Origin of the sequence: Rhizobium sp. BR 250 (assembly GCF_047445855.1) — a bacterium.
Lineage (GTDB): Bacteria > Pseudomonadota > Alphaproteobacteria > Rhizobiales > Rhizobiaceae > Agrobacterium > Agrobacterium tumefaciens_I.
On record NZ_JARWKW010000004.1, the window covers coordinates 308,598 to 332,397 of the forward strand.

The following is a 23,800-nucleotide window of genomic DNA, read 5'->3' on the forward strand; positions in this document are numbered from 1 at the left end:
GGCACTCCTGACCGTTTCGGCAGGAGTGCAACGCCGCGGCGGCCCGTAAGGTTCATTCCCTCACCGAAATCCGCTTGCCAAGGCGGACCGTGCGCGCTAACAATTTTCCCATGAACATCGTGTCTAAGAACATTGCTAACTGGTGGTGGGGCAGCTTTTCGCGGCCTTGACCAGTCATGTCTTCAGACAAAGTCCAAGCCGCCCGAATTTTCAGGCGGCTTTTTTGTTATTTTGCCGCCTGTCATCGGGCCTGAACAACGGGAAGTGCGAAAGAAATGGTAACGATCATTCAGGATGACGGAGCGGAAACCTACGAGACGAAAGGCGGCATCAAGGTCAGCCGAAAGCGCCGGCCCGCCGATTACGCCAGCGCCATCGATAATTACATCGAAAAGCTCGATTCCCATCGCGGCGCGGTTTTCTCGTCCAACTATGAATATCCCGGCCGTTACACCCGCTGGGATACGGCCATCGTTGACCCGCCGCTCGGCATCTCCTGTTTCGGTCGCAAGATGTGGATCGAGGCTTATAATGGCCGCGGCCAAGTGCTGCTCGGTTTCATCACCGAAAAGCTGAAGGCGACGCCCGATCTCACCCTCGGCGCCTCCTCCATCCGTCGCCTCGATCTCACCGTCAACGAACCGGACCGCGTCTTCACCGAAGAAGAACGCTCGAAAATCCCGACCGTCTTCACGGCACTGCGCGCCATCGTCGATCTCTTCTATTCGAGCGCGGATTCAGCCATCGGCCTGTTCGGCGCCTTCGGTTACGATCTCGCCTTCCAGTTCGACGCGATCAAGCTGTCGCTTGCGCGCCCGGAAGACCAGCGCGACATGGTGCTGTTCCTGCCCGACGAAATCCTCGTCGTCGACCACTATTCCGCCAAGGCCTGGATCGACCGCTATGATTTCGAAAAGGGCGGCGTGACGACGGATGGCAAGTCCTCCGACATCGCCCCCGATCCGTTCAAGACCACCGATACCATCCCGCCCAAGGGCGACCACCGCCCCGGCGAATATTCCGAGCTGGTGGTGAAGGCCAAGGAAAGCTTCCGCCGCGGTGATCTGTTCGAGGTCGTTCCCGGCCAGAAGTTCATGGAACGCTGCGAAAGCAATCCATCGGCGATTTCGCGCCGCCTGAAGGCGATCAACCCCTCGCCCTATTCCTTCTTCATCAATCTCGGCCATCAGGAATATCTGGTCGGCGCTTCGCCGGAAATGTTCGTGCGCGTCTCCGGCCGCCGCATCGAGACCTGCCCGATTTCCGGCACCATCAAGCGCGGCGACGATCCGATTGCCGACAGCGAGCAGATCCTGAAGCTGCTCAACTCGAAGAAGGACGAGTCCGAACTGACCATGTGTTCGGACGTAGACCGCAACGACAAGAGCCGCGTCTGCGAACCGGGCTCGGTGAAGGTCATCGGCCGCCGCCAGATCGAGATGTATTCGCGCCTCATCCACACGGTGGACCATATTGAGGGCCGCCTGCGTGACGACATGGATGCCTTTGACGGCTTCCTCAGCCACGCCTGGGCCGTCACCGTCACCGGTGCACCGAAGCTCTGGGCCATGCGTTTCATCGAAGGTCATGAAAAGAGCCCGCGCGCCTGGTATGGCGGTGCGATCGGCATGGTCGGTTTTAATGGCGACATGAATACCGGCCTGACGCTGCGCACCATCCGCATCAAGGACGGCATCGCCGAAGTGCGCGCCGGTGCGACGCTGCTCAACGATTCCAATCCGCAGGAAGAAGAAGCAGAAACCGAACTGAAGGCATCCGCCATGATCGCCGCCATTCGTGACGCAAGGGGCACCAACGCCGCTGCCACCAAGCGCGATGCCGCCAAGGTGGGCACCGGCGTCAAGATCCTGCTGGTCGACCACGAAGACAGTTTCGTGCACACGCTGGCGAATTATTTCCGCCAGACGGGCGCAACCGTCTCCACCGTCAGAACGCCGGTGGCGGCAGATGTGTTCGACCGCTTCCAGCCGGACCTCGTCGTCTTGTCTCCCGGACCGGGCAGCCCGACGGATTTCGACTGCAAGGCGACGATCAAGGCCGCCCGCGCCCGGGACCTGCCGATCTTCGGCGTCTGCCTCGGCCTTCAGGCTTTGGCGGAGGCCTATGGCGGCGAGTTGCGCCAGCTTGCGGTGCCGATGCACGGCAAGCCCTCGCGTATCCGCGTGCTGGAACCCGGCCTCGTCTTCTCCGGCCTCGGCAAGGAAGTGACCGTTGGCCGTTATCACTCGATCTTCGCCGACCCAGCCACCCTGCCGCGTGATTTCATCATCACTGCGGAAAGCGAGGACGGCACGATCATGGGCATCGAACACGCCAAGGAACCGGTGGCCGCCGTTCAGTTCCACCCCGAATCGATCATGACGCTCGGCCAGGACGCCGGCATGCGGATGATTGAAAATGTCGTGGTGCATCTGACCCGCAAGGCGAAGACGAAAGCGGCGTAATGGTTTCTGCCGACACCATCAGCATCGAGCCGATCCGGGCGGAGCACGTTGAAAGTTTTCACCGTGCTCTCGATGCGGTGTCGCGCGAGCGGAAATATCTGAGCTTTCTGGAGGCGCCGCCGGTCGATTCGGTCCGCGCCTTCGTTCTCGACATGATCGAAAACGACCATCCGCAATTCGTGGCGATTGCGGATGGCGAGGTAGCCGGCTGGTGCGATATTCGCCGCCAGGACAGGGCAACCCGCGCCCATTGCGGCACGCTCGGCATGGGCATCCTGCCCGCCTATCGCGACAAGGGGCTGGGTGGACGGCTGATGCGGCAGACGCTCGATGCCGCGCGCGAATTCGGGCTGCATCGTGTGGAACTGAGCGTGCATGCGGACAATGCGAGAGCAATTGCGCTTTATGAAAAGATCGGCTTCGTGCATGAGGGCCGGGCCCGTGATGCCGTTTCGATCGATGGGCGTTACATAGATAGCCTGAACATGGCGATCGTCTTCGGCAACTAACCCCTCGGCAGCGAGGCGGAAATGCACAGCGCGAATTTCTTCAGAAGCGGCAAGTCGAAATGCCCTTCCCGCCGCAGCATCCAGGTCAGCGCGTCATTCGCCGTCCATGGCGTCTTGTAAGGCCGGACCGAGGTGACGGCATCATAGACGTCACAGATCGCCGCGATCCGCGTGTAGAGGCTGATCTCGTCACCCGCACGGCCGCTCGGATAACCGCCGCCATCCATCCGCTCATGATGGTTGAAACAGATATCGAGCACCATTTCCGGCATGTTCGCATTGCGCGACAGGATCTCCCGGCCGAATACGGGATGAAGATTGATGATCTCCCGCTCATTGGCGCTCAGCCGTTCCGCCTTGTTGAGGATCGCCGAGGGAATTTCCACCTTGCCGATATCGTGCAGCAGCCCGCTGATGCCGAGCAGATCGACCGTTCCCCTGTCGAGCCCGAGATAATTGCCGAAATGGATCATCAGGCCGCTGACGGACACCGAATGCACGAAGGTCGTTTCATCCTTCGATTTCAGGCGGGTAACGCCGATGAAAATCGCCGGGTTGGTCTGCACGGCATCGGAAATCCTGCCCGCAGCCGCAGCCATGCCCTTCAGCGAAACAGAACCGCCGGCTTCGGCAGCGGCAAAGGTTCCGGCAATCGCATCAGCTGCCGAGCGCACGGCATGGGTGATGGCGGCGATGGTTTCCGGGCAATCGTCGGATCGCGTCAGGGCCGCCCCGGCGGATTGCGCGCTGCCTTCGGCATCATTTCCCTTGGCCGTATTGATGATGATGTTTTCGGCGCCGCTCGTTTTCAGTTGACGCATCAATTCCTCATGCCGCAAAAGAAAGCGGTGCCGCCTTGAAAATCTCTGGTCCGAAACGGTCCCTTCGACCGCTTCGATAAACATGCCGAGCGTCAGCTGCTGGGTGGAAATTCGTTTAAGCATCGGACGCTTTCATTTTTCTTCCCGGGAATGATAACCTGAAGCCGCAATTCGTAAAAACGTCGGCGCTGGACCGGCTGAAATATAAAGGTGAAGTTGAGCCTTCCCGGCAGCGCCTAAACTTGGACCTTCGACGATTAGATAGCATAAATATGAAAATTTTTTACTCCGGATATATTTAAAACCCGAAGAATCAGTCCGAATAGACCAAGAAGCAACCTGAGAATGTAAATAATAAAAGTTCTCGCATACCACGTAGATCAGGAGCCGAAGAAACCCGCATGAACTCAAAACTCGAAACGCGCATCGATCAGGGTACGGGCCGCGAACCGGCGGATATGGTTCTCAAGGGCGGACGCTTCTTCGACCTCGTCACCGGAGAACTCGTTGCATCGGATATTGCCATTTGCGGCGACACCATCGTCGGAACCTCGGCGAATTACAAAGGCCGCCGGGAAATCGACATTTCCGGAAAAATCGTCGTTCCGGGTTTCATCGATACACATCTCCATATCGAATCCTCGCTCGTCACGCCGCATGAATTCGACCGCTGCGTTCTGCCCTACGGGGTTACCACCGCCATCTGCGACCCGCATGAGATTGCCAATGTGCTGGGCACGGAAGGGCTTCAGTTCTTCCTCGACAGCGCGCTCGAAACCATCATGGACATTCGCGTGCAGCTGTCCTCCTGCGTGCCCGCCACGCATCTGGAGACCGCAGGCGCCGATCTGCCGATCGAAAAGCTGCTGCCGTTCCGCAATCATCCGAAGGTCATCGGACTTGCGGAATTCATGAATTTCCCGGGCGTCATCCACAAGGACCCGGTCTGCATGGCGAAGCTCGAGGCCTTTCAGGGCCAGCATATCGACGGGCACGCGCCGCTTCTCTCGGGAACGGCGCTGAACGGTTATCTCTCGGCCGGCATCCGCACCGAACATGAATGCACGAGCGCTGCCGAAGCGCTCGAAAAAATCCGCAAGGGCATGCATATTCTGGTGCGTGAAGGCTCCGTCTCGAAGGACCTGCATGCCCTGATGCCAATCATCACCGAGCGCCTGTCACCCTATCTGGCGCTCTGCACGGATGATCGCAACCCGCTCGATATAGCCGAACAGGGCCATCTCGACTATATGATCCGCACTGCGATCGCCAGCGGCGTGGAACCGCTCGCCATCTATCGTGCGGCCTCGATTTCCGCCGCGAAAGCCTTCGGCCTGCGTGATCGCGGCCTTGTCGCGCCGGGCTGGCGCGCCGATCTCGTGGTCGTCGACAGCCTGCAGAACTGCAAGGCCAGCATGGTCTTTTCCGGCGGCCGCATCGTTGATGACGCCCTGTTTGCCACGCGCAAGCCGGTGGCGCCCGTCGGTCTCGACAGCGTCAAGGCAAGGCCGGTGCTCGCCTCCCATTTCGGCGTACCGGTCACGGAAGGCGAAACTCCTGTCATGGGCGTACTTCCCGGCAAGATCATCACCGAGCACCGCCGCTACAAGCTGCCGACGGACGGCAACCAGACGACCGTCGATCTCGAGAATGACATCATCAAGGTCGCCGTCATCGAACGGCATGGCAAGAACGGCAACCACGCCAATGGTTTCGTGCAGGGCTTCGGCCTGAAAAAGGGCGCCATCGCCTCCACCGTCGGCCATGACAGCCACAATATCTGCGTTGTCGGCGTGAACGAAGACGACATGGCGCGGGCCGCCAACCGGCTCGGTGAAATCAAGGGCGGTTTCGTCGTGGTGGAGGACGGCAAGGTGACAGGCGAAATCGCGCTGCCCGTCGCCGGGCTCATGAGCCTCGAACCTTACGAGACGGTGCGCGATACGCTGCACACCCTGCGCAAGGCCGCCTACGCGCTCGGCACGACGCTGGAGGAGCCCTTCCTGCAGGTGGCCTTCCTGCCACTGCCCGTCATTCCGCACCTGAAGATTTCGGATAAGGGCATGGTGGATGTGGATCGGTTTGCGCTGATCTGACAGACGGGAAATATCTCGGCGGGATGAAACGCCAAACCCTCATTCCTGTGCTTGTCACAAGAATGAGGGTTTGGCAAAAAACGTTATATTCCACCTTCAATCCAGGGACAGCCGCTTGCGGAAATAAACCACCCGCTCCGTCTCCTCAAACCCCAGCGCCGCATGCATGCGATGGGAATCGACATTTGCAATATCGGCATCGGACGCAAGCTCGCTGACGCCCTGGCCGGTGGCCCAGCGGGTCACCTCCTCCACCAGCGCTGCGGCAACGCCCTGTCTGCGAAACGCCTCCTCGACATAGATTCCCTCGAGAAACGCCACGGGCGAGGTATCGCAACCATTGACGTAATCCCGCCGCAGGCTGACTTCGGCAAAACCAACAGCCACTCCAGCCGGATCATGGACGATAAATCCAGCCCCGGTTTCGGAGACGGCCTGCAACTCTGCCCTATGTTCGGCGGGCACGGTATCCGGCCACAGCCGGTGTCGCAAAAGGCACCAGTCGTCCTGATAATCCGCAGCGTTTCTGACAAGAAATTGCCCGCTCACGCAACGATCCCGCAAAACACATCCAGCCCGTCGAGCTTGACGATCCCCGCATCATAGAGCGGTGAAAACCCCGGCATCGGCAGGATATCTGTGACACGCATGGCCTTTGGCACGGGAAATTCCACCGCTTCGCGGGTCAGGTTGAAAACGAACAGCAGTTTTTCATCGCCCTTCTGGCGCGTGAAGGCCAGCACATCGAGATTGGTCTTGATGAAGTGCATATCGCCGTCGCGCAGCGCGCCATGGCTTTTGCGGAACGACAGGACGGCGCGATAATGGTTGAGAACCGAGTCCGGCTTGCGCTCCTGCGCATCCACGGCCTGCATGGCATGCACATAGGGCACCGGCAGCCACGGCTTTTCGGCGCTTGAGAATCCGGCATTGGGTTTACCGGTCTCCCACACCATCGGCGTGCGGCATCCGTCGCGGCCCTTGAAGGCGGGCCAGAAGCGGATGCCATAGGGGTCGCGCAGATCCTCGAAGGCAAGTTCGGCCTCGGTCAGCCCCAGTTCCTCGCCCTGATAGAGACATATGGAGCCGCGCAGGCTGGAAAGAACGCAGATGGCGAGTTTCGCCACCCGTGTCTGCTCCTCCACGCTTTCGGAAAAACGGCTGAGATGGCGCACCACATCATGGTTGGAAAAGGCCCAGCACACCCAGCCGTCCTTGACGATCTTGCCGAAAGTCTCGACCGATGCACGCAGGTGCTTCGCGCTGAAATCCGGCCCCAGCAGATCGAACGTATAACACATGTTGAGCTTGTCATTGCCGGACGTATAGGCCGCCACCGTCTTCAGCGACCGCGCCCCGTCGCCCACTTCGCCCACCGTGGCCCGGTCCTCATATTCATCGAGCAACGCGCGGAAGCGCTTCAGGAAAGCCACGTTTTCCGGCCGCGTCTTGTCGTAAAGATGGTCCTGCATGCCATAGGGATTGACGTCGGATGCATCGAGACCAAAGCTTTCCTCATCGTAAAGCGGCGGGTTGTCGCGCAAAAGCTTGTCATGGAAATAATGGTTGACGGTATCGAGCCGGAAACCATCCACACCGCGATCAAGCCAGAAACGCACGGTCTCCAGCAGCGCATCCTGAACCTCGGGATTGTGGAAATTGAGGTCCGGCTGCGAGGCGAGGAAGCTGTGCATGTAATATTGCTTGCGCACGCCGTCCCATTCCCATGCCGGGCCGCCGAACACGGAAAGCCAGTTTGTCGGCGCCGTGCCATCCGGTTTGGGATTGGCCCAGACATACCAGTCGGCCTTGCTGTTGGTGCGGCTGGCGCGGCTGTCCACGAACCATGGGTGCTGGTCTGACGTGTGCGAAATGACCTGATCGATGATGACCTTCAGCCCCAGCCGGTGCGCCTCGGCCATCAGGGCGTCGAAATCGGCAAGCGTGCCGAACATCGGATCGACATTGCAATAATCGGAAACATCATAACCCATATCGGCCATGGGCGAGGTGAAGAAGGGCGAGAGCCAGATGCCATCCACACCGAGCGAGGCGATATAGGGCAGCCGTTTCGTCACCCCGGCAAGATCGCCGTAACCGTCGCCGGTCGTGTCCTGAAACGAGCGCGGATAGACCTGATAGATCACCGCCCCCTTCCACCAGTCCGATTGTGCGTGAGATTTATGGACCGGGGCATGGGGCAGCGTCATCGGCGATCTCCTGAGGGTGTCTCGCCGGAGAATATAAAGCCGCTGCGTCCGCGTAAACCGGAACTTCGCACATGCACAAACGGCCAGAACCGCCCTTGTCAGCGGCGCGCACTCGTCGTAAGCCGCATGGCTGGAAAAAACGGGAGGATGACGGCGTGGGCGGACGGTTTCTGTCGATTGGCGAATGCATGGTGGAACTGTCGCAGGCCGGCAACGGGCTGCTGCGCAAGGGTTTCGCCGGGGATACGTTCAATACCGCCTGGTATGCCCGCGCCTGCCTGCCGGAAGACTGGTCAGTCGATTATTTCACCGCGCTCGGCGACGATCCGCTGTCGGAAGACATGCTGGCCTTCATCACGGAAGCCGGCATCGGCACGGAAAAAATCCGCCGCATCAAGGGCGGCACACCCGGCCTTTACCTCATCAACCTGAAGGATGGCGAACGCACCTTCAGCTACTGGCGCAATGCCGCCGCCGCAAGACAGCTGGCCGCGGATGCGGATCATCTGCGCAGGACGGTGGAAAGCGCCGATGTGGTCTATTTCTCCGGCATCACGCTCGCCATTCTCGCCTCCGCGCATGATGTCGATACATTCCTCGCAGAGCTGCGCCGCGCCAAGGCGGCCGGCAAGCTGGTGGTCTTCGATCCCAACATCCGCCCGCGCCTCTGGGCCGACAGGGATGTGATGCTGGAGACGATCTCCAACGGTGCCCGCGCCGCAACGCTGGTCATGCCGAGCTTCGATGACGAGGCCAGCCATTTCGGCGACGTTTCCGTGGAAGCGACCATCGACCGCTACCGTGCGCTCGATGTCAAAAATATCGTCGTGAAGGACGGTGCCAAGGGCGCGACGCTCGATTTCGGCGGCAACCGCAGCCATGCCCCGGCGATGAAAGCCGTGGAAGTGGTCGATACAACAAGCGCCGGCGACAGCTTCAACGGCGCCTTCCTCGCGCGTTATGTGACCGGCAGTTCTCCCGAAGAGGCCGCCACCTTCGCCGCAAAGGCCGCCGCAACCGTCATCGGCCACCACGGCGCGCTGATCAGCCCCGAGCTGCTTCCGCTGGTGGGATAGCCCCCTCTACCCCTCATTCCTGTGACAAGCACAGGGATGAGGGCAGAAGAGAGCATCACGGACACCCGCACGTTTCAGATATGCCGCACTGATGCCGATAATTACGTTATCTGGCACCCTTTCGACTGTACAAAAACCCCACTTCCCCACCGTCACACACCCTGACATGATCCTGTAACACGCACCCCGCATATACGGGCAGAAGCCGGGCAATGGGGATTCGCCTGTGCGCAGATGAGCAGGATCAGTGTTTCATGACGAGAATCACGATTGTCACAGATGCCTGGCACCCGCAGGTCAACGGCGTGGTTCGCTCGATTGAAAACACCAATACCGAACTGGCGCGGCTCGGTGTCGATGTGCGCATGGTCACGCCGCAGAGTTTCTACAGCATCCCCTGCCCCACCTATCCGGAAATCCGCCTGTCGGTCGCCGGATATCGCCGCGTGGCGGCGGAGATTGAAAAAAGCCAGCCCTCCTTCGTGCATATCGCGACGGAAGGGCCGCTGGGCTTCATGGCGCGGCGCTGGTGTGTGAAGAACCGCATGCGGTTTTCCACCAGCTATCACACCCGCTTCCCGGAATATGTCGCGGCACGTTTCCCTGTCCCGGAAAGCTGGCTTTACGCTTTCGTGCGCTGGTTCCACAATGGCGGCAACACCTGCATGGTGGCGACTCCGAGCCTTGAGACCGAACTGGAAGCCCGCGGCGTGCGCAACCTGAAGCGCTGGAGCCGCGGTATTGACGCCGAGCTTTTCCATCCACGCCCGAAGACGAAGCTTCCTTTCGACCTGCCACGGCCGATCTTCATGACGGTGGGTCGTGTGGCGGTGGAGAAGAACCTGCCGGAATTCCTGGAACTCGACCTGCCGGGCTCGAAGGTCGTCATCGGCGACGGCCCTGCCCGTCGGGAATTGCAGGAAAAATATCCGGATGTGCTGTTCACCGGCATTAAGACGGGTGAAGACCTCGCCGACGCCTATGCGCAGGCCGATGTCTTCGTTTTCCCCTCGAAGACCGATACATTCGGCAACACCATTCTCGAAGCGCTGGCAAGCGGCGTGCCCGTGGCCGCCTTCCCCGTCACCGGGCCGATAGACATTCTCGGCGGCAATCCGGGTGCGGGAGCGCTGGATCACAATCTTCGCGATGCCTGTCTGGCAGCGCTGCATTGCTCGCCGCAGGAGGCTCTGGCGCTTTCCAAAAGCTACAGCTGGGAAAAGGCCTCAAAACAATTCCTCGACAATGTCATCCACGCCGCCGGCAAAACCCTGCCGCTGCTGTCGCGCTCGCAGCTTGCATGAGGTGATCCCCGATATTTTCTCGGGGAACGGTGGACGAAACGGTGCGGGAGTGTCACAAGGCGATCAGGACGCGACTGCCGTTATCTTTAGAACGGGGTCGGGCTGCTGATTGACGTCAGGCGGCTGCCGCGAGAACACGCTGGCCGTCCTGTTTTTCAACGATACACCGCCAGCCACAGAGATGCCGCTTCAGGACAAAGGAAGAAGCTCTTTTTGCTGGGCCGTGCACCATTCGTTGATCTTCTCGACAACATCCTTTGACGCCATCGGCAAGGCACTGCTGGGTATGACGACCACCGTGCCGTGGAAAACCAGCACCAGACTGTCCGGCGGCGTGATGGCAAGATGATAACGTGCCCAGCTCAGCTGCACGGTGTCCAGTCGTGTGACCTGCTTATAGCCCTGGGGCCCGATCTCGACCTGTATTTGAGGTGAATACATCAGCTCATGGGCGATATTCCAGTGTGCCAGGGTCTCGTAATAGGATTTCATCTCCCATCTCGAGCCCCGCCAGATAATGAACCAGACGGCGAGAGCCACAAACGGTGCGGGCGCAAAAACCCAATAACCGACCACCGGCCAGACGCCCGGAAACCACGGCAAACTCAGGGAATAGATGAAACCGGCAGCCAGTCCCGCAAATATCGAGAGCCTGACTCTTTCCGTGGCAAAATGGCGAGCCCAGGACCTGTCGAAAATCATGCTGTAATTTTCATAGGCCTGATTTTGATAGCCGTAGACATAAGCGGGAACATGTTTCGGGTCTGGTGTGAAGCTTATTGAAATGGTGTCATCGGCCATAGCACACGTCGATCCCGTCCCTGTTGCAGCCCGGTCTTTGTAACAGCTATTGGCCCTTTTAATCAAAAGGCGTTTTGCTGCCAAAACCGTCGCGATCACCATCCTGCGGCGGAATCTGCCGTCACCAGGCTCCAGTCAGCATTTCACCGGAAAGCGGCACGGTCCGCGCCTTGCCGTCCCGGTCGGTCACCGAAAGCGATGCGGCCATCTGCTTGGGGGATTTGCGGAACCAGTTGGCGGCAACGCTCGCCATATCGCCGATCATTGCGTGCTTGTGCCAGTCGGCAAAGCGCCTGGCTGTCGCTTCGGGCTCGGAGCGATAGAAGAAATCACCCGATTGCCCGAGATCGTTGATCGAGGCCGCCATGGCCGAGAGCGGCCGCTGGAACATCTTTGCCGGCACCGCAAGCGCATCCGCACCCTCAGAAAAAGCGGGCGCCATGAAATCGATAGCCCAGCCGTCGGCCTCGACCCAGCAATGGAAATTCTCACCCGCACCCGTCACATAACCGTCTTCGCGATGATCTGCGAACAACAGGACCTTTCCGCCAAGATTATAGGCGGCAAGCCCACCCTTCGGCACCGCCTTCACCTTGTAATGCTGCTGCAGGATGAAAGCACCGAAGGTGCTGAAATACATGGAGGCCGAGGCGGGATCGGCATTCTGGCTGATGAGCAGGCTGTTGATGACCCGGTAAATCCGGTGATAGTCGGTCTGCTTGATCAGCATGGTCTTTTACTCTTCAAACACGTGTCGTTGGGCGAGCGTCCGCCGCTTGTTTCTTCTCCCCGCCGGGGAGAAGTCCGCGGCAGCGGGATGAGGGGGCGACGGTTGAGATATACGGAGGGGTTGCCCCCTCATCCGGCCCTTCGGGCCACCTTCTCCCCCACGGGGAGAAGAAATACGCCGCAACGCCGTGCCTCAAAACCGAAGGCCGGTCACCGCCGCTTCTTGGCCTTGCTCTCGAACGGATTGTCCGAGCCACGATAATGCACGCGGATCGGCACGCCCGGCATGTCGAAATCCTTGCGCAGGCCATTGACCAGATAACGCGTATAGCTCTCCGGAATAGCCTCCGGACGGGTGCAGGAGATCATGAAGGCCGGCGGGCGGGCCTTCACCTGCGTCATATATTTCAGCTTCAGGCGGCGGCCGGAAACGGCCGGCGGCGGATGCTGCGTGGTCTGCGCATCCAGCCAGCGGTTGAGACGGGCTGTCGAGATGCGGCGGTTCCAGACCTTGTCCGTATCGATGATGTTCTGCATCAGCCGGTCGAGGCCATAACCCGTCTGGCCGGAGATCGGCACGGCGCGGATGCCACGTGCCTGCGGCAAGAGACGCTCGGTCTTTTCACGCAGGTCAGCCAGATAGGCCTGCGGGTCTTCGACCAGATCCCACTTGTTGAAGGCGAGCACGGCGGCGCGGCCTTCGCGGATGACGAGATCGACCAGCTGCAGATCCTGCTTTTCGAACGGGATGGTGCTGTCGAACACGATGACGACAGTTTCCGCAAAACGGATGGAGCGCAGCGAATCCGCAACCGAAAGCTTTTCCAGCTTCTCCGTCACCTTGGCCTTGCGGCGCATGCCGGCAGTGTCGAACATCTTGATGGTGCGGCCACGCCAGTCCCATTCGACCGAGATACTGTCGCGGGTAATGCCGGCTTCCGGGCCGGTCAAAAGCCGGTCTTCACCGAGGAAGCGGTTGATGAGCGTCGACTTGCCCGCATTCGGCCGGCCGATGATGGCAACGCGCAGCGGCTTGGTCTCGTCATAAACCGGCTCTTCGTCTTCCTCTTCCTCGCTGCCAGGCTCAGTGCGCGGAAGCACAATATCCGTCTCCGCCTCATCCACCTCGGGCGGGAAGGCCACGTCTTCGCCGATTGCCTCGACAATGGCGTCGCGCAGGTCGATCATGCCCTGACCGTGTTCGGCCGAAATCGGGCAGGGATCACCGAGACCGAGGGTGAAGGCGTCGTAGAAACCGGCATCGGAACCGCGCGCTTCGGACTTGTTGGCCACCAGCACCACCGGCTTGCCGCGACGGCGCAGCATTTCCGCCAGCGTCTCGTCGGCCGGCGTCAGGCCCGCCTTGGCGTCCACGACGAACAGCGTCACATCGGCGTCGTCGATTGCCGCTTCGGTCTGCGCCCACATGCGGCCCTGAAGCGTTTCCGGCCCGGATTGCTCCAGACCGGCGGTATCGATGATGGTGAAACGCAGGTCGACGAGCTTCGCCTCGCCGGGGCGGCGGTCGCGGGTCACGCCCGGCGTGTCATCCACCAAGGCCAGTTTCTTTCCGACCAGACGGTTGAAAAGCGTGGACTTGCCGACATTGGGGCGCCCGACTATGGCGACGGTGAAGCTCATTGATCTCGGTTCCTTGAAGCAAGTCTGCCCAAAACGTTATCTGTTTTGGGCAAAGGACATGCGTAAAATAAAGAGTTGGATCGCTTTGGCAATGCGAAGAAATGCCGGGGCGATCTCGCGTGGCGAGGCGACGTTAAGCAGCCTTGCCGGAAGCGGTGATATTGTCGAGCATGATCTGCGCGCGGTTCGTCACGTTGCGCGGGGCCTGCGTGTCGCTGATAATCTGCTCGAACCATTGTTTGGCCTTGGCGAAATCGCCGGCCTTGTAGGCGGCAAGGCCCAGAGCTTCACGCGCGGAAGCGCGCATGGTCTGGCCTTCGGCGCTGAGCGGCTCGGCCAGCGCAACGACCTGGTCATAGGTGCCGTTGTCAACCAGCAGCCAGGCGGCGCGCACCTTGGCCGTATCGCGGAAGACCTGCGGCGCGGAAGTGTCGTTGCCGATGGCGGTGAAGGCGGCAATCGCGCCAGCCGCATCGCCCTTCTGCGAAAGCAGCGTGGCGGAACGGAATTTCGCCAGAACCGGATAATTGCCGTGACCGGAGGTTTCGAGATCGGCGAAGGCCTTCAGTGCCTCATCCGTCTTGTTTTCCGAAGCAAGCTTCAGCGCCGCCAGGAACTGGTCGCCGGAGTTGGACGCGCGGCTGGTGTTCCAATATTCGTAGATACCGGCGCCGGCGGCACCAACAACCACGAGAATGGCCGCACCCACGACCACGATACCGTACCGGCCCCAGAAGCGCGACAGCTGCTCGGAGCGGATCTGCTCGTTCACTTCGCGGATAAAGGTATCATTTTCGTTTGCCATCAAATTCTCCGTTACCCGCGCGGAGATCGTTTCCGATCCATCCGTTCGCGGACATACCAAGCCGCTTACCCGGATCAGCAAAAAGCGGCCGACCGGGTCTTGGTCGGCCTTCTAGCCTATTTTGCCTGATATGTAAGGGGGAAACGTTGATTTCCTACATCGCGATGGGCTGAACGCCGATCAACCATTCGTGCAGTTTCAGGATGAAAGCACCCCAGAGAACGATGCCGCCGACAATGGCGATAAGATCATAGCGGCCTGAAACGAAGTCGCGGACCACCTTTTCGCCTGCCCTTTCCCGCCGCTTCAGCGAAATCCGCATCACCACACCCCAGGCGAGGAACGATGCGAAGAGCAGGATCGAGGACGTCTCGCCATTGGCCAGAAGATGCGCGAGCGCCCAGATCTTGACCGAAAGAACCATCGGATGTTTGGTCTTGGTTGCGATATGGCCAGCCGGGATGAGGCTGGCGACCAGACAGATCATCGCCAGCAGCATCAGGGTCACGGCGATGTGGCTCATCCAGACCGGCGGATACCAGAGCATGCCCGTCTCCTGCCGCGCTTCGCCGAAGGCATAGATGACGAGGCCGAGCGTGATGAGGCTGACGAGGGAATAAACGCCCTTGAAAGGCCCCTCCCCCATCGTTGCGATCATGCGGGTGCGAAATTGCGGTGCGACCACCTTCAAAAGATGGGTCAGCAGGAACAAGGCAAGACAGAGTGCGAGAAAAATCATGGAACACGGTCCCCCGATGGAACGAATGCGGTCCTATCACCGCAGCTAAGAACAGGAATTAGGCTGAAAGTCATGAAAACGCCAGACTATTCAAAGCTTCGCCTTATTCCACCCGCAAAAGGCCACGGTGTTTCATATGACGGATAACTGATGTTTCGCCCCTTTGCCGCTTTTTCCCTGTCGCTTCTCGCCGCCCTTCCCGTTTTTGCCGAAGAGGCGCAGAAGCCGAAGCAGCTCGTCATCGTGTCCTTCGACGGTGCGGGCGACAATACGCTGTGGGAAAGAAGCCGGGCGACGGCAAAGCAGGTCGGCGGGCATTTCACCTATTTTCTCGCCTGTACGCTGGTGATGGACAGGAAGACCAGCGCCAAGACCTATCAGGGCCCCGGCCAGAAGGCCGGCCGCTCCAATGTCGGTTTCGGCCAGTCGCCGGAAGAGGTGGAGACGAGGCTTAGAAACATCTGGGCGGCCTATCGAGAAGGTCACGAGATTGGCAACCACACCTGCGGCCATTTCGATGGCGGGGGGTGGTCTGCCGAACAATGGGACGGCGAATTCACCACCTTCACCAGCACGCTGGAAAACGCCTGGCAGATGATCGGCAAGAAGGGTGAAGAGCCCGAAGGCTGGCGCGAGATGGTGAAGAACATCAACGGCTTCCGCGCGCCCTATCTCTCGCAGGGATCGGCGCTGACCACCGCGCAGAAAAAGCACCATTTCGTTTACGACGCCACCAGCATCACCAAGGGGCCGGAATGGCCGGTGGAGCGCGAAGGCATCCAGCATTTCGGCCTGCCGCTCATTCCCGAAGGTCCGGGCAACCGGCCGATCATCGCCATGGACTACAATCTCTTCATCCGCCACTCCATCGGCGTCGAAACGCCGGATCGTGCCGGGGAATTCGAGGAACGCGCCTATACGGCCTTCCGCAATGCATTCGACAGGCAATATAATGGCGAGCGCATTCCGCTGCAGATGGGCTTTCACTTCGTGAAGATGAATGGCGGCGCCTATTGGAACGCCTATGAGCGGCTGCTGCGCGAAGTCTGCCAGAAGCAGGATGTGGCCTGTGTGAGTTATGCCGAGGCGATGCCGATGATCGAGGCGCGCAAGAAGCAGAAGACCGAGGGCTGAAACCTCTTGGAACCCAACAAAAAAGGCGGCCATCCGGCCGCCTTTTTTGTTTTCGTTAGGGCTTGTTGGCCGCCAGTTCACCGGCTTCTGCTTCCCGCTGCAGATAACGCACGTCGATATCAGGCAGGGGCTTGTCGTCGATCGCCGCTTCGAAGGCGACAAGACGCTTGTGAATGGAAAGCAGTTCAATGATCGTCGTCCAGGAGTTGACCAGATACTGGAACGAATTACTGACCTGGCCGAAGGCCGTGGCGATCTGCTGGTAGATACCATAGGTGATCTTGCCGGCGACGATGGTGGGAACAAGCATCAGGAGCAGGAACACCGCATCGGCCTGAATGTAGAAATACCGCGCCACGTTGAAATAGAGATAGTGCCAGTACATGCGGAAATAGTTCTTCCGCACATTGGAATAGAGCTCCTTGACTGTTGGCGGCTGGGCGCGGTCGGCGTGATCCTCGCCATAGACAAGTTCTTTACGATAGGCGGCTTCCACACGCTGATTGCGGAAGTTCAAACCGGGCAGTTTGATGCCCACCGTTGCCAAAAGCACCGTACCGAATATGGACCAGACGATCGCCAGCCAAAACAGCGCATGCGGCACTTCGCCGATAATCGGCAATTCGGAGACATAGGAAGACAGCGCAAACAGGATCGGCAGGAAAACGACGAGTGTCATTACCGAATTGATCAGGGTGATGCCCAATGCCTCCAGCGTGGAGGAGAATCGCATCGTATCTTCTTGAACGCGCTGGGAAGCACCTTCGATGTGGCGCAGCTTTTCCCACTTGGACATGTAGAAGTCGTTCATCGCGGTTCGCCAGCGGAAGATATAGTGGCTGGTGAAGAAATCCGTCAGGATCGAAACCGCCATGCTGAGAAAAGCGATCTTGGCGAAGACGATCTGAAGGCTGTAGAAATCCCAAACTTCAATACCCGGCTGTTTGGAAAGGGCATTTTGCAGAAGGTCACCGAAAGGCCGCCGGAAATTATTGATGACGACAGAAATCTGAACGCCAAAATAGGTCACCGCAATAATCAGCAGCGATCCCCAGATAGACCAGAGCTTCCAGGGGTGATCTCTGGCGATGACAGTCCAGACGACGCCGAATAACGCCAGGCACGACGCGATATAGCCGTAAAAGAACAGATTTGCGGGAACCAGAAAATAACTGAGATCGTAGGGTTCCTGCTCGGGCATCACGTAGCCCCAGGACGCCCCTACCCTTTCAACGATGAAATACCAGGCAAGAATGGCGAAGAAGGCCCAAACGATGGCGGAGGCAAAGAAAGCTTTCGGCTTGGGAAAGAAGGAATGAAACACGTTTCGAACTCACGCGCGTTTGAAATCAGCCATTATTGGCGAAGCACTTATTGGCCCGAACCTAGGGCAGAAATTTGTGCACAGCAACGGAGAAGCGCTGACCTTAACAAGATGTAAGGCGAAGTTGACGAAACGAACCGTGATGAAACACCGGTGAAATACCGAAAAGACGACCGATGGCCTAGCGCCGCCCTTCCATGGCAAGCACCGGCAGCATCAGGAGAATACTGACAACGAGCACGGCGGAAGCGAGAATGCTGGGGGCGGTGAAACTTCCCGTTACCTCGGCAATCCAGCCGGCGGCCAGAGGCCCGACGATCTGGCCCGTGCCGAAGGCGGCCGTCATCAGAGCAAAGGCACGACGCGGGCTCGGACCGGCAAATTCCCGCCCGAGCTGCAGGCCATAGGCGGTGATGACCATGAAGGTCAGCCCGAGAAGCAGGCCGCCGGCCAGCACGCCGGCCACCGGCGGCAGCATAACGGAGGCGAAGACACCCACGGCCTCGACGGCGAGAACGATCACGAAAGCCCGCTTCAACCCCTGCGACTTCAGGACCGGTTTCCAGAGGAAAAGCGAAACGGCGGCGGCACAGCCGGTGATGAACCAGGCGAGAAACTCCACGAAAGCGCCAGCTGCCGCCATGCGGGCGATCGCCACGATGAAGGTGGCGGTAATGACATAACCGAAACCAAACAGCCCATAGGCCAGCGTCGTCAGGAACAGCGGCCGCGTCCAGCTAAGCGGCGGCTCCGCTGCCGAAGAAGCATGCCGCGGCGGGCCTGCGGGCAGCACCCGGAAGACGAGAAGAAGTGTGACGAAGGAAAAGACGGCTCCGGCGATCCACTCCTCTCTCCAGGAGGATCCGCCGCCATCAAAAACCACACCGATCAGATAGACCACCAGCGATGAAATCGCGACGCCGGCACCGACACCGCCATAATGCAGCGCCTGCACACTATCCCGGCCGGCTTTTGCGGCATGGCCGATGACGATCTGCGAGGTGAAGATCATGGTCATTGCACTGGCAACGCCGGCCAGAAACCGGATGACGACGAAGGCCGCAACCGAATTGACGACAGCCATGGCCAACAGCAGCGCAGCCGTGGAAAACAGGCCGCAAAGGGCAACCAGCCGCTCCCGCCCAGAGCCCCATGAATAGGCGGCGAGAACCGCACCCGCCAGATACCCGGCGAAATTTCCGGCCGCGACAATTCCGGCATCCCCCGCCGAGAGCGGCACATCGGCCATCATACCGGGCAGGATGGGGGTAAAGGAAAAACGGCCGAAACCCATGGCGGAGGCCATCATGAGGGCGCCTGCGAAACCAAGCGCGGTCAGATGTGTGGCGGAAAGTGGCTTGTCGATGCTCATGCGTGGCTTATCGCAACCGGGCGGATAAGGGACAAACGAGTTATTTTGATCGGCGTTATAAGCCGCTTTTATCGGTCACTCGGCGAACATCGGCAACAATGCAGGTCTTCCAATGCCGCCGCCGCTTGTTTCTTCTCCCCGCCGGGGAGAAGGTGGCCCGAAGGGTCGGATGAGCGGGAAACGTTGCCGAATATCTCTACCCTCGCCCCCTCATCCCGCTGCCGCGGACTTCTCCCAGGCGGGGAGAAGAAATATGCCGCACCCGCTCGCTCCTACGTTAGGAGCAAGGGTGACGGAGAAGAGGTTTAGCTGTCACTCAGCAAGCGTCAGCACCAGCGGCCCGTTCTTCGTCGCCACCACGGTATGCTCATATTGCACCGTCGGCGCGCTCGGATCGCTATAGAGCGTCCACGGATCGTCGTCGCCATCCTCGGCCCAATAGGCGCCCGTCGAAAGAAACGGCTCGACGGTGAAGACCATGCCTTCCTGCATGATGCGCCGCTCGTCCTTGTCCGGCCAGGTCGCCAGTTCCTTTGGCTCCTCATGCAGCGACCGGCCAATGCCGTGGCTCGCCAGATTGGTGATCAGCGTATAGCGGTTCTTTTTGGCAAAAGCGCCGATGGCGTTGCCGATATCGGCGAAGGGCCGTCCGGTTTTCACCTGTTGCAGACCGGTCCACATGGCGCGCTTGCCATCGCGGCACAGTCGCTCGATTTCCTTTTTCACCGGCGGCACGGCGAAGGACGAACCCGTATCACCGAAAAAGCCGTTCTTCACCGCCGAGACATCGATATTGACGAGATCGCCCGCCTTGATGATGCGTGGCCCCGGAATGCCGTGGGCCACTTCCTCGTTAACGCTGATGCAGGTCGCGCCGGGAAATTTGTAGCAGAATTCCGGCGCCGATTGCGCATCGTTATCTTCCAGCACCTTGCGGCCGATCGCATCCAGCTCGGCCGTGGTGATGCCGGGTTCCAGCGCGTCCGCCATGGTCTGCATGGCGACCGCACACAGGCGGCCGATATCCTTCAGCAGAACCAGTTCTTCTTCGGTGGAAATGACCATGTCTCTGTCCGTCGTTCTAACCGGCGGGTCTGAAAACGCCCGCCTTGGTAATCATCAGGCCGTGGCTTTCACCGGATCGGCGCTCCCCGTCAATTCTTTTCTGACGATAGGGGCGACTTTCGTACCATAAAGCTCGATGCCGCGCATGATCTGATCATGCGGCATCAGGCCGATGGCCATCTGCAGCAGGAAGCGGTCATTCTTGAAGACGCCATGTGCCTTGATGATCTTTTCCGCCACCAGTTCCGGCTCGCCAAGAAAGAGATTGCCTTCCGGTCCACGCGCGGCATCGAAATGGGCACGGTTCGTCGGTCCCCAGCCGCGCTCGCGGCCGATGCGGTTCATCACCTCCGCCTGCGGGCCGTAAAACTGGTCGGCGGCCTTGTCGGTCGTATCGGCAATAAAACCATGGACGTTGATGCTGGTGCGCAGCTTCGTCTTTTCCTGACCCGCCCGGCGGGCCGCCTCATGATAGAGATCGAACAGCGGCGCAAAACGTCGATATTCGCCACCGATGATGGCAAGCGCTACCGGCAGGCCCATGGCACCGGCCCGCGCCACCGATTGCGGTGTGCCGCCGACGGCGATCCACACCGGCAGACGTTCCTGAAGCGGACGCGGATAAACCCCGCGCCCGTTGATGGCCGGATGTTTGGTGCCGGACCAGGTGACGATTTCCTGTTCGCGCAGCGCCAGAAGCAGATCGAGCTTCTCGGCAAAGAGCACGTCGTAATCTTCGAGATCATAACCGAACAGCGGGTAGGATTCGATGAAGGAACCACGCCCGGCCATGATCTCGGCACGGCCGTTCGACAGGAGGTCGACAGTCGAGAATTGCTGGAATACGCGCACCGGGTCATCCGAGCTGAGCACCGAGACGGCGCTCGTCAGGCGGATGTTCTTCGTCTTCACCGCCGCCGCCGCAAGCACGGTGGAAGGCGAGGAGACGACATAATCCGGGCGGTGATGCTCACCCAGCCCGAACACATCAAGCCCGACCTGATCCGCAAGCTCGATTTCCTCAAGAAGATGTTTGAGCCGGCGCGCGCCTTCCGGGCCGCGGCCATCGGCGGGATTGGGATTGACATCCGCGAATGTGTAAAGACCGAGTTCCATAAACGATACCTCTGTTTGCTTGTCTGAGAGATAGGGACGGACGGTCTTTCAGACAAACGCAAAATCTGGAAGCTTAGCTTCGAAAAAATGGATGGGCGCAGCCGGATTTACCACGCCGGCACCCTCCCCCGAAATGGCGATTGCCAGCCCGCCCCCTTTGGGCATAACCTGCTTAAATATGTGCGAAGTAATGCAAAAAGGGGAAAGCATGCATCGGACAGTTATCGTGACAGGCTCCACAAGCGGTATTGGCCTCGGCATTGCGCAGCGATTTGCGCGCGACGGCGCCAATATCGTGCTGAACGGCTTTGGCGACGAAGACGAGATCGAAAAACTGCGCCTTCTGCTTGAAGCCGAAAGCGGCGGACGCGTGCTTTACCACCCCGCAGATATGACGAAACCGGACGAGATCGCCGATCTCATTCAATCCTCGCACGAAAAGCTCGGCTCGGTGGATGTGCTCATCAACAATGCCGGTATCCAGCACATCGCGCCCATCGAGGAGTTCCCGACGGAAAAATGGGACTGGATCATCGCCATCAATCTGACCAGTTCCTTCCATACCATGCGCGCCGCGATACCGCTGATGAAAAAGGCTGGCAAAGGCCGCATCATCAACATTTCCTCGGCCCACGGCCTTGTCGCCTCGCCGTTCAAATCGGCCTATGTGGCGGCCAAACACGGCATCATGGGCCTGACGAAGACGGCAGCGCTTGAGCTTGCCCAGACCGGCGTCACCGTCAACGCCATCTGTCCCGGTTACGTGCTGACCCCGCTGGTCGAAAAGCAGATACCGGAAATGGCCAAGGTGCGCGGCATCAGCGAAGAGGCGGTGAAAAACGACGTGATGCTGGAGTTGCAGGCGACCAAACAATTCGTCACCGTCGATGACGTCGCCACTGCTGCCCTGTTTCTGGCAAGCGATGCGGCGAGCAACATCACCGGCACCCATATTTCCGTGGATGGCGGCTGGACGGCGCAATAATTGCCGGACTTTCTTTCCGTTATGGAAACAATGAATTGCCAAAACGGAAATCGATATGCAGGCTCGGGCGTGCATAGATGTGCAGGGACAATGACAAGAAACCGGCTCGATAGCCGGTCAACACAGCAAGGCATTGCATGAACGACGCGATCAGCTTCATCCTCAACAGCGAAACCGTTTCGCTAAAGGATTTCGGACCGACAGATACGCTTCTCGATTACCTCCGCATCAGCAAGCGGTTAACCGGGACCAAGGAAGGCTGCGCTGAAGGCGACTGTGGCGCTTGCACGGTGCTGGTCGGACGGCTGCTGGACGGCTCGCTGCGATATGAAAGCGTCAATGCCTGCATCCGTTTTCTGGGCTCGCTGCACGGCACGCATATCGTCACGGTGGAGCATCTGGCCGCCCGTGACGGCACGCTGCACCCCGTGCAGCAGGCAATGGTGGATTTCCACGGCTCGCAATGCGGTTTCTGCACGCCGGGCTTCATCATGTCGCTTTATGGCCTGTGGCTCACCAGCGAAAACCCCGGCCGCGCCGATATCGAAAAGACGCTGCAAGGCAATCTCTGTCGATGCACGGGTTATGAGCCGATCGTGAAGGCCGCCGAAAAAATCGCCGCCGCCCGCCCAAGCGCACTGTTTGACCCGCTGCAACGGGACCGTACCGATATCATGGCAAGGCTCTGGGCGGTCCGCGAAAACGAGACAATCACCGTCACCCGTGGTGAGGATCGCACCATCATTCCGGCGACGCTTTCCGACTTGACCGAGATTTACGCCGCCGAACCGAAGGCGACCATCGTCGCCGGTTCCACCGATGTCGGCCTATGGGTGACGAAACAGATGCGGGCGCTGAACCCGGTGATCTTCATCAACAATCTCGGCGATCTGCAAACCATCACCGTGGATGAGGAGGGCGTTACGCTCGGTGCCGGCGTCACCTACAGCCAGGCCTTCAAGACCATCGCAGAACATTTCCCGCCGCTTGCCCGGCTGTTTGACCGCCTGGGCGGCGAGCAGGTGCGCAACATGGGCACCATCGGCGGCAATATCGCCAACGGTTCGCCCATCGGCGACACCCCGCCGGCGCTGATCGCGCTTGGAGCGACGCTGACCCTGCGCTCCTCCTCCGGCAATCGCAGCCTGCCGCTGGAAAGCTATTTCATCGATTATGGCAAACAGGACCGGCTGAGCGGCGAATTTGTCGAAAAGCTGTTCATTCCGTTCCAGAAGCCGGAAAGCCACTACGCCGTCTACAAGATTTCCAAGCGGCGCGACGAGGATATTTCTGCGCTCTGCGGTGCTTTCAGCCTGACGCTCGATGCCGATGGCGCCGTCGAAGACATCCGCATCGCCTTCGGCGGCATGGCCGGCACACCGAAACGGGCCGCACATCTGGAGGCGGCGCTTCTTGGCAAGCCCTGGTCGCAGGAAACGATCGATGCGGCGCGCGATGCGCTGGATGAGGATTTCACACCGCTGACGGACTGGCGCGCGACTGCCGAATATCGGCAACTGACGGCCAAGAACCTGCTGACGCGGTTCTTCCTCGAGACTTCGGGCGAAAAGCAGGAACTTGCGCGCTTCACGCTGGAGGAGGCTTGAA

At 59.7% G+C, this 23,800-nt stretch carries 20 protein-coding genes; 8 read left to right on the top strand and 12 right to left on the bottom strand.

Annotation, left to right across the window (positions count from 1 at the left end):
- Positions 1-275 precede the first annotated feature (275 nt).
- Together QD336_RS08865 and QD336_RS08870 are read left to right on the top strand one after the other, a co-directional pair.
- Entirely contained in the window at positions 276-2,465 is a 2,190-nt protein-coding gene (locus QD336_RS08865; RefSeq protein ID WP_499170280.1) for an anthranilate synthase, read from the top strand.
- On the top strand, positions 2,465-2,974 hold the full coding sequence (locus QD336_RS08870; protein ID WP_499170281.1) for a GNAT family N-acetyltransferase: 510 nt from the start codon (positions 2,465-2,467) through the stop codon (positions 2,972-2,974). Before QD336_RS08865 ends, QD336_RS08870 begins: the two co-directional genes overlap by 1 nt.
- On the opposite strand, the gene QD336_RS08875 is transcribed toward QD336_RS08870, so the two are convergent.
- Positions 2,971-3,918 carry an HD-GYP domain-containing protein gene (locus tag QD336_RS08875; RefSeq protein WP_499170283.1) on the bottom strand — a complete coding sequence of 316 codons (948 nt, stop codon included), beginning with the start codon at positions 3,916-3,918 and terminating at the stop codon, positions 2,971-2,973. The genes QD336_RS08870 and QD336_RS08875 overlap by 4 nt on opposite strands.
- Before the next feature lie 278 nt (positions 3,919-4,196).
- Here QD336_RS08875 and ade point away from each other — a divergent pair, with 278 nt between their 5' ends.
- Complete coding sequence (ade, locus tag QD336_RS08880) at positions 4,197-5,891, top strand: adenine deaminase (RefSeq protein ID WP_269340450.1); 1,695 nt, start codon at positions 4,197-4,199, stop codon at positions 5,889-5,891.
- 96 nt (positions 5,892-5,987) lie between these two features.
- Here the strand turns inward: ade and aac(6') are convergent, their stop codons facing one another.
- Together aac(6') and bglA are read right to left on the bottom strand one after the other, a co-directional pair.
- Entirely contained in the window at positions 5,988-6,440 is a 453-nt protein-coding gene (gene aac(6'), locus QD336_RS08885; protein ID WP_499170284.1) for an aminoglycoside 6'-N-acetyltransferase, read from the bottom strand.
- On the bottom strand, positions 6,437-8,101 hold the full coding sequence (bglA, locus tag QD336_RS08890) for a beta-galactosidase BglA (protein WP_499170286.1): 1,665 nt from the start codon (positions 8,099-8,101) through the stop codon (positions 6,437-6,439). Before bglA ends, aac(6') begins: the two co-directional genes overlap by 4 nt.
- Before the next feature lie 155 nt (positions 8,102-8,256).
- Here bglA and QD336_RS08895 point away from each other — a divergent pair, with 155 nt between their 5' ends.
- Both QD336_RS08895 and QD336_RS08900 read left to right on the top strand, forming a co-directional pair.
- Positions 8,257-9,177, top strand: coding sequence for a sugar kinase (locus tag QD336_RS08895; RefSeq protein ID WP_499170288.1), 921 nt, complete (start codon positions 8,257-8,259; stop codon positions 9,175-9,177).
- A 254-nt stretch (positions 9,178-9,431) separates the two neighbouring features.
- Complete coding sequence (locus QD336_RS08900; protein WP_499170290.1) at positions 9,432-10,481, top strand: bifunctional monoglucosyl/glucuronosyl diacylglycerol synthase; 1,050 nt, start codon at positions 9,432-9,434, stop codon at positions 10,479-10,481.
- Positions 10,482-10,670: 189 nt separating this feature from the next.
- On the opposite strand, the gene QD336_RS08905 is transcribed toward QD336_RS08900, so the two are convergent.
- From QD336_RS08905 to QD336_RS08925, 5 genes are all read right to left on the bottom strand, one after another.
- A complete protein-coding gene (locus QD336_RS08905; RefSeq protein WP_499170292.1) occupies positions 10,671-11,282 on the bottom strand; it encodes a hypothetical protein in 612 nt (203 codons plus the stop codon).
- 121 nt (positions 11,283-11,403) lie between these two features.
- Entirely contained in the window at positions 11,404-12,012 is a 609-nt protein-coding gene (locus QD336_RS08910) for a DUF2026 domain-containing protein (protein ID WP_269340440.1), read from the bottom strand.
- Between the two features lie 209 nt (positions 12,013-12,221).
- Positions 12,222-13,652: a ribosome biogenesis GTPase Der gene (der, locus tag QD336_RS08915; protein ID WP_269340439.1), complete on the bottom strand. Its 1,431-nt coding sequence runs from the start codon at positions 13,650-13,652 to the stop codon at positions 12,222-12,224.
- Between the two features lie 133 nt (positions 13,653-13,785).
- On the bottom strand, positions 13,786-14,457 hold the full coding sequence (locus tag QD336_RS08920; protein WP_269340438.1) for a tetratricopeptide repeat protein: 672 nt from the start codon (positions 14,455-14,457) through the stop codon (positions 13,786-13,788).
- 154 nt (positions 14,458-14,611) lie between these two features.
- Positions 14,612-15,196: an NnrU family protein gene (locus QD336_RS08925; RefSeq protein ID WP_269340437.1), complete on the bottom strand. Its 585-nt coding sequence runs from the start codon at positions 15,194-15,196 to the stop codon at positions 14,612-14,614.
- Between the two features lie 150 nt (positions 15,197-15,346).
- Here QD336_RS08925 and QD336_RS08930 point away from each other — a divergent pair, with 150 nt between their 5' ends.
- Positions 15,347-16,330 (top strand): polysaccharide deacetylase family protein, encoded by a 984-nt coding sequence (locus QD336_RS08930; RefSeq protein WP_499170294.1) that lies wholly within the window; start codon positions 15,347-15,349, stop codon positions 16,328-16,330.
- Between the two features lie 55 nt (positions 16,331-16,385).
- On the opposite strand, the gene sbmA is transcribed toward QD336_RS08930, so the two are convergent.
- The 4 genes from sbmA to QD336_RS08950 form a co-directional block, all read right to left on the bottom strand.
- Complete coding sequence (gene sbmA / locus QD336_RS08935; RefSeq protein ID WP_499170296.1) at positions 16,386-17,654, bottom strand: peptide antibiotic transporter SbmA; 1,269 nt, start codon at positions 17,652-17,654, stop codon at positions 16,386-16,388.
- Between the two features lie 181 nt (positions 17,655-17,835).
- Positions 17,836-19,026 (bottom strand): MFS transporter, encoded by a 1,191-nt coding sequence (locus QD336_RS08940; protein ID WP_499170297.1) that lies wholly within the window; start codon positions 19,024-19,026, stop codon positions 17,836-17,838.
- Between the two features lie 312 nt (positions 19,027-19,338).
- Positions 19,339-20,091: a type I methionyl aminopeptidase gene (map, locus tag QD336_RS08945; protein ID WP_499170299.1), complete on the bottom strand. Its 753-nt coding sequence runs from the start codon at positions 20,089-20,091 to the stop codon at positions 19,339-19,341.
- 54 nt (positions 20,092-20,145) lie between these two features.
- Positions 20,146-21,207: an LLM class flavin-dependent oxidoreductase gene (locus QD336_RS08950; RefSeq protein WP_499170300.1), complete on the bottom strand. Its 1,062-nt coding sequence runs from the start codon at positions 21,205-21,207 to the stop codon at positions 20,146-20,148.
- A gap of 208 nt (positions 21,208-21,415) precedes the next feature.
- Between QD336_RS08950 and QD336_RS08955 the strand changes: the two genes are divergently transcribed.
- Positions 21,416-22,192 (top strand): 3-hydroxybutyrate dehydrogenase, encoded by a 777-nt coding sequence (locus QD336_RS08955; protein ID WP_499170302.1) that lies wholly within the window; start codon positions 21,416-21,418, stop codon positions 22,190-22,192.
- 137 nt (positions 22,193-22,329) lie between these two features.
- Entirely contained in the window at positions 22,330-23,799 is a 1,470-nt protein-coding gene (gene xdhA / locus QD336_RS08960) for a xanthine dehydrogenase small subunit (protein ID WP_499170304.1), read from the top strand.
- Position 23,800 lies beyond the last annotated feature (1 nt).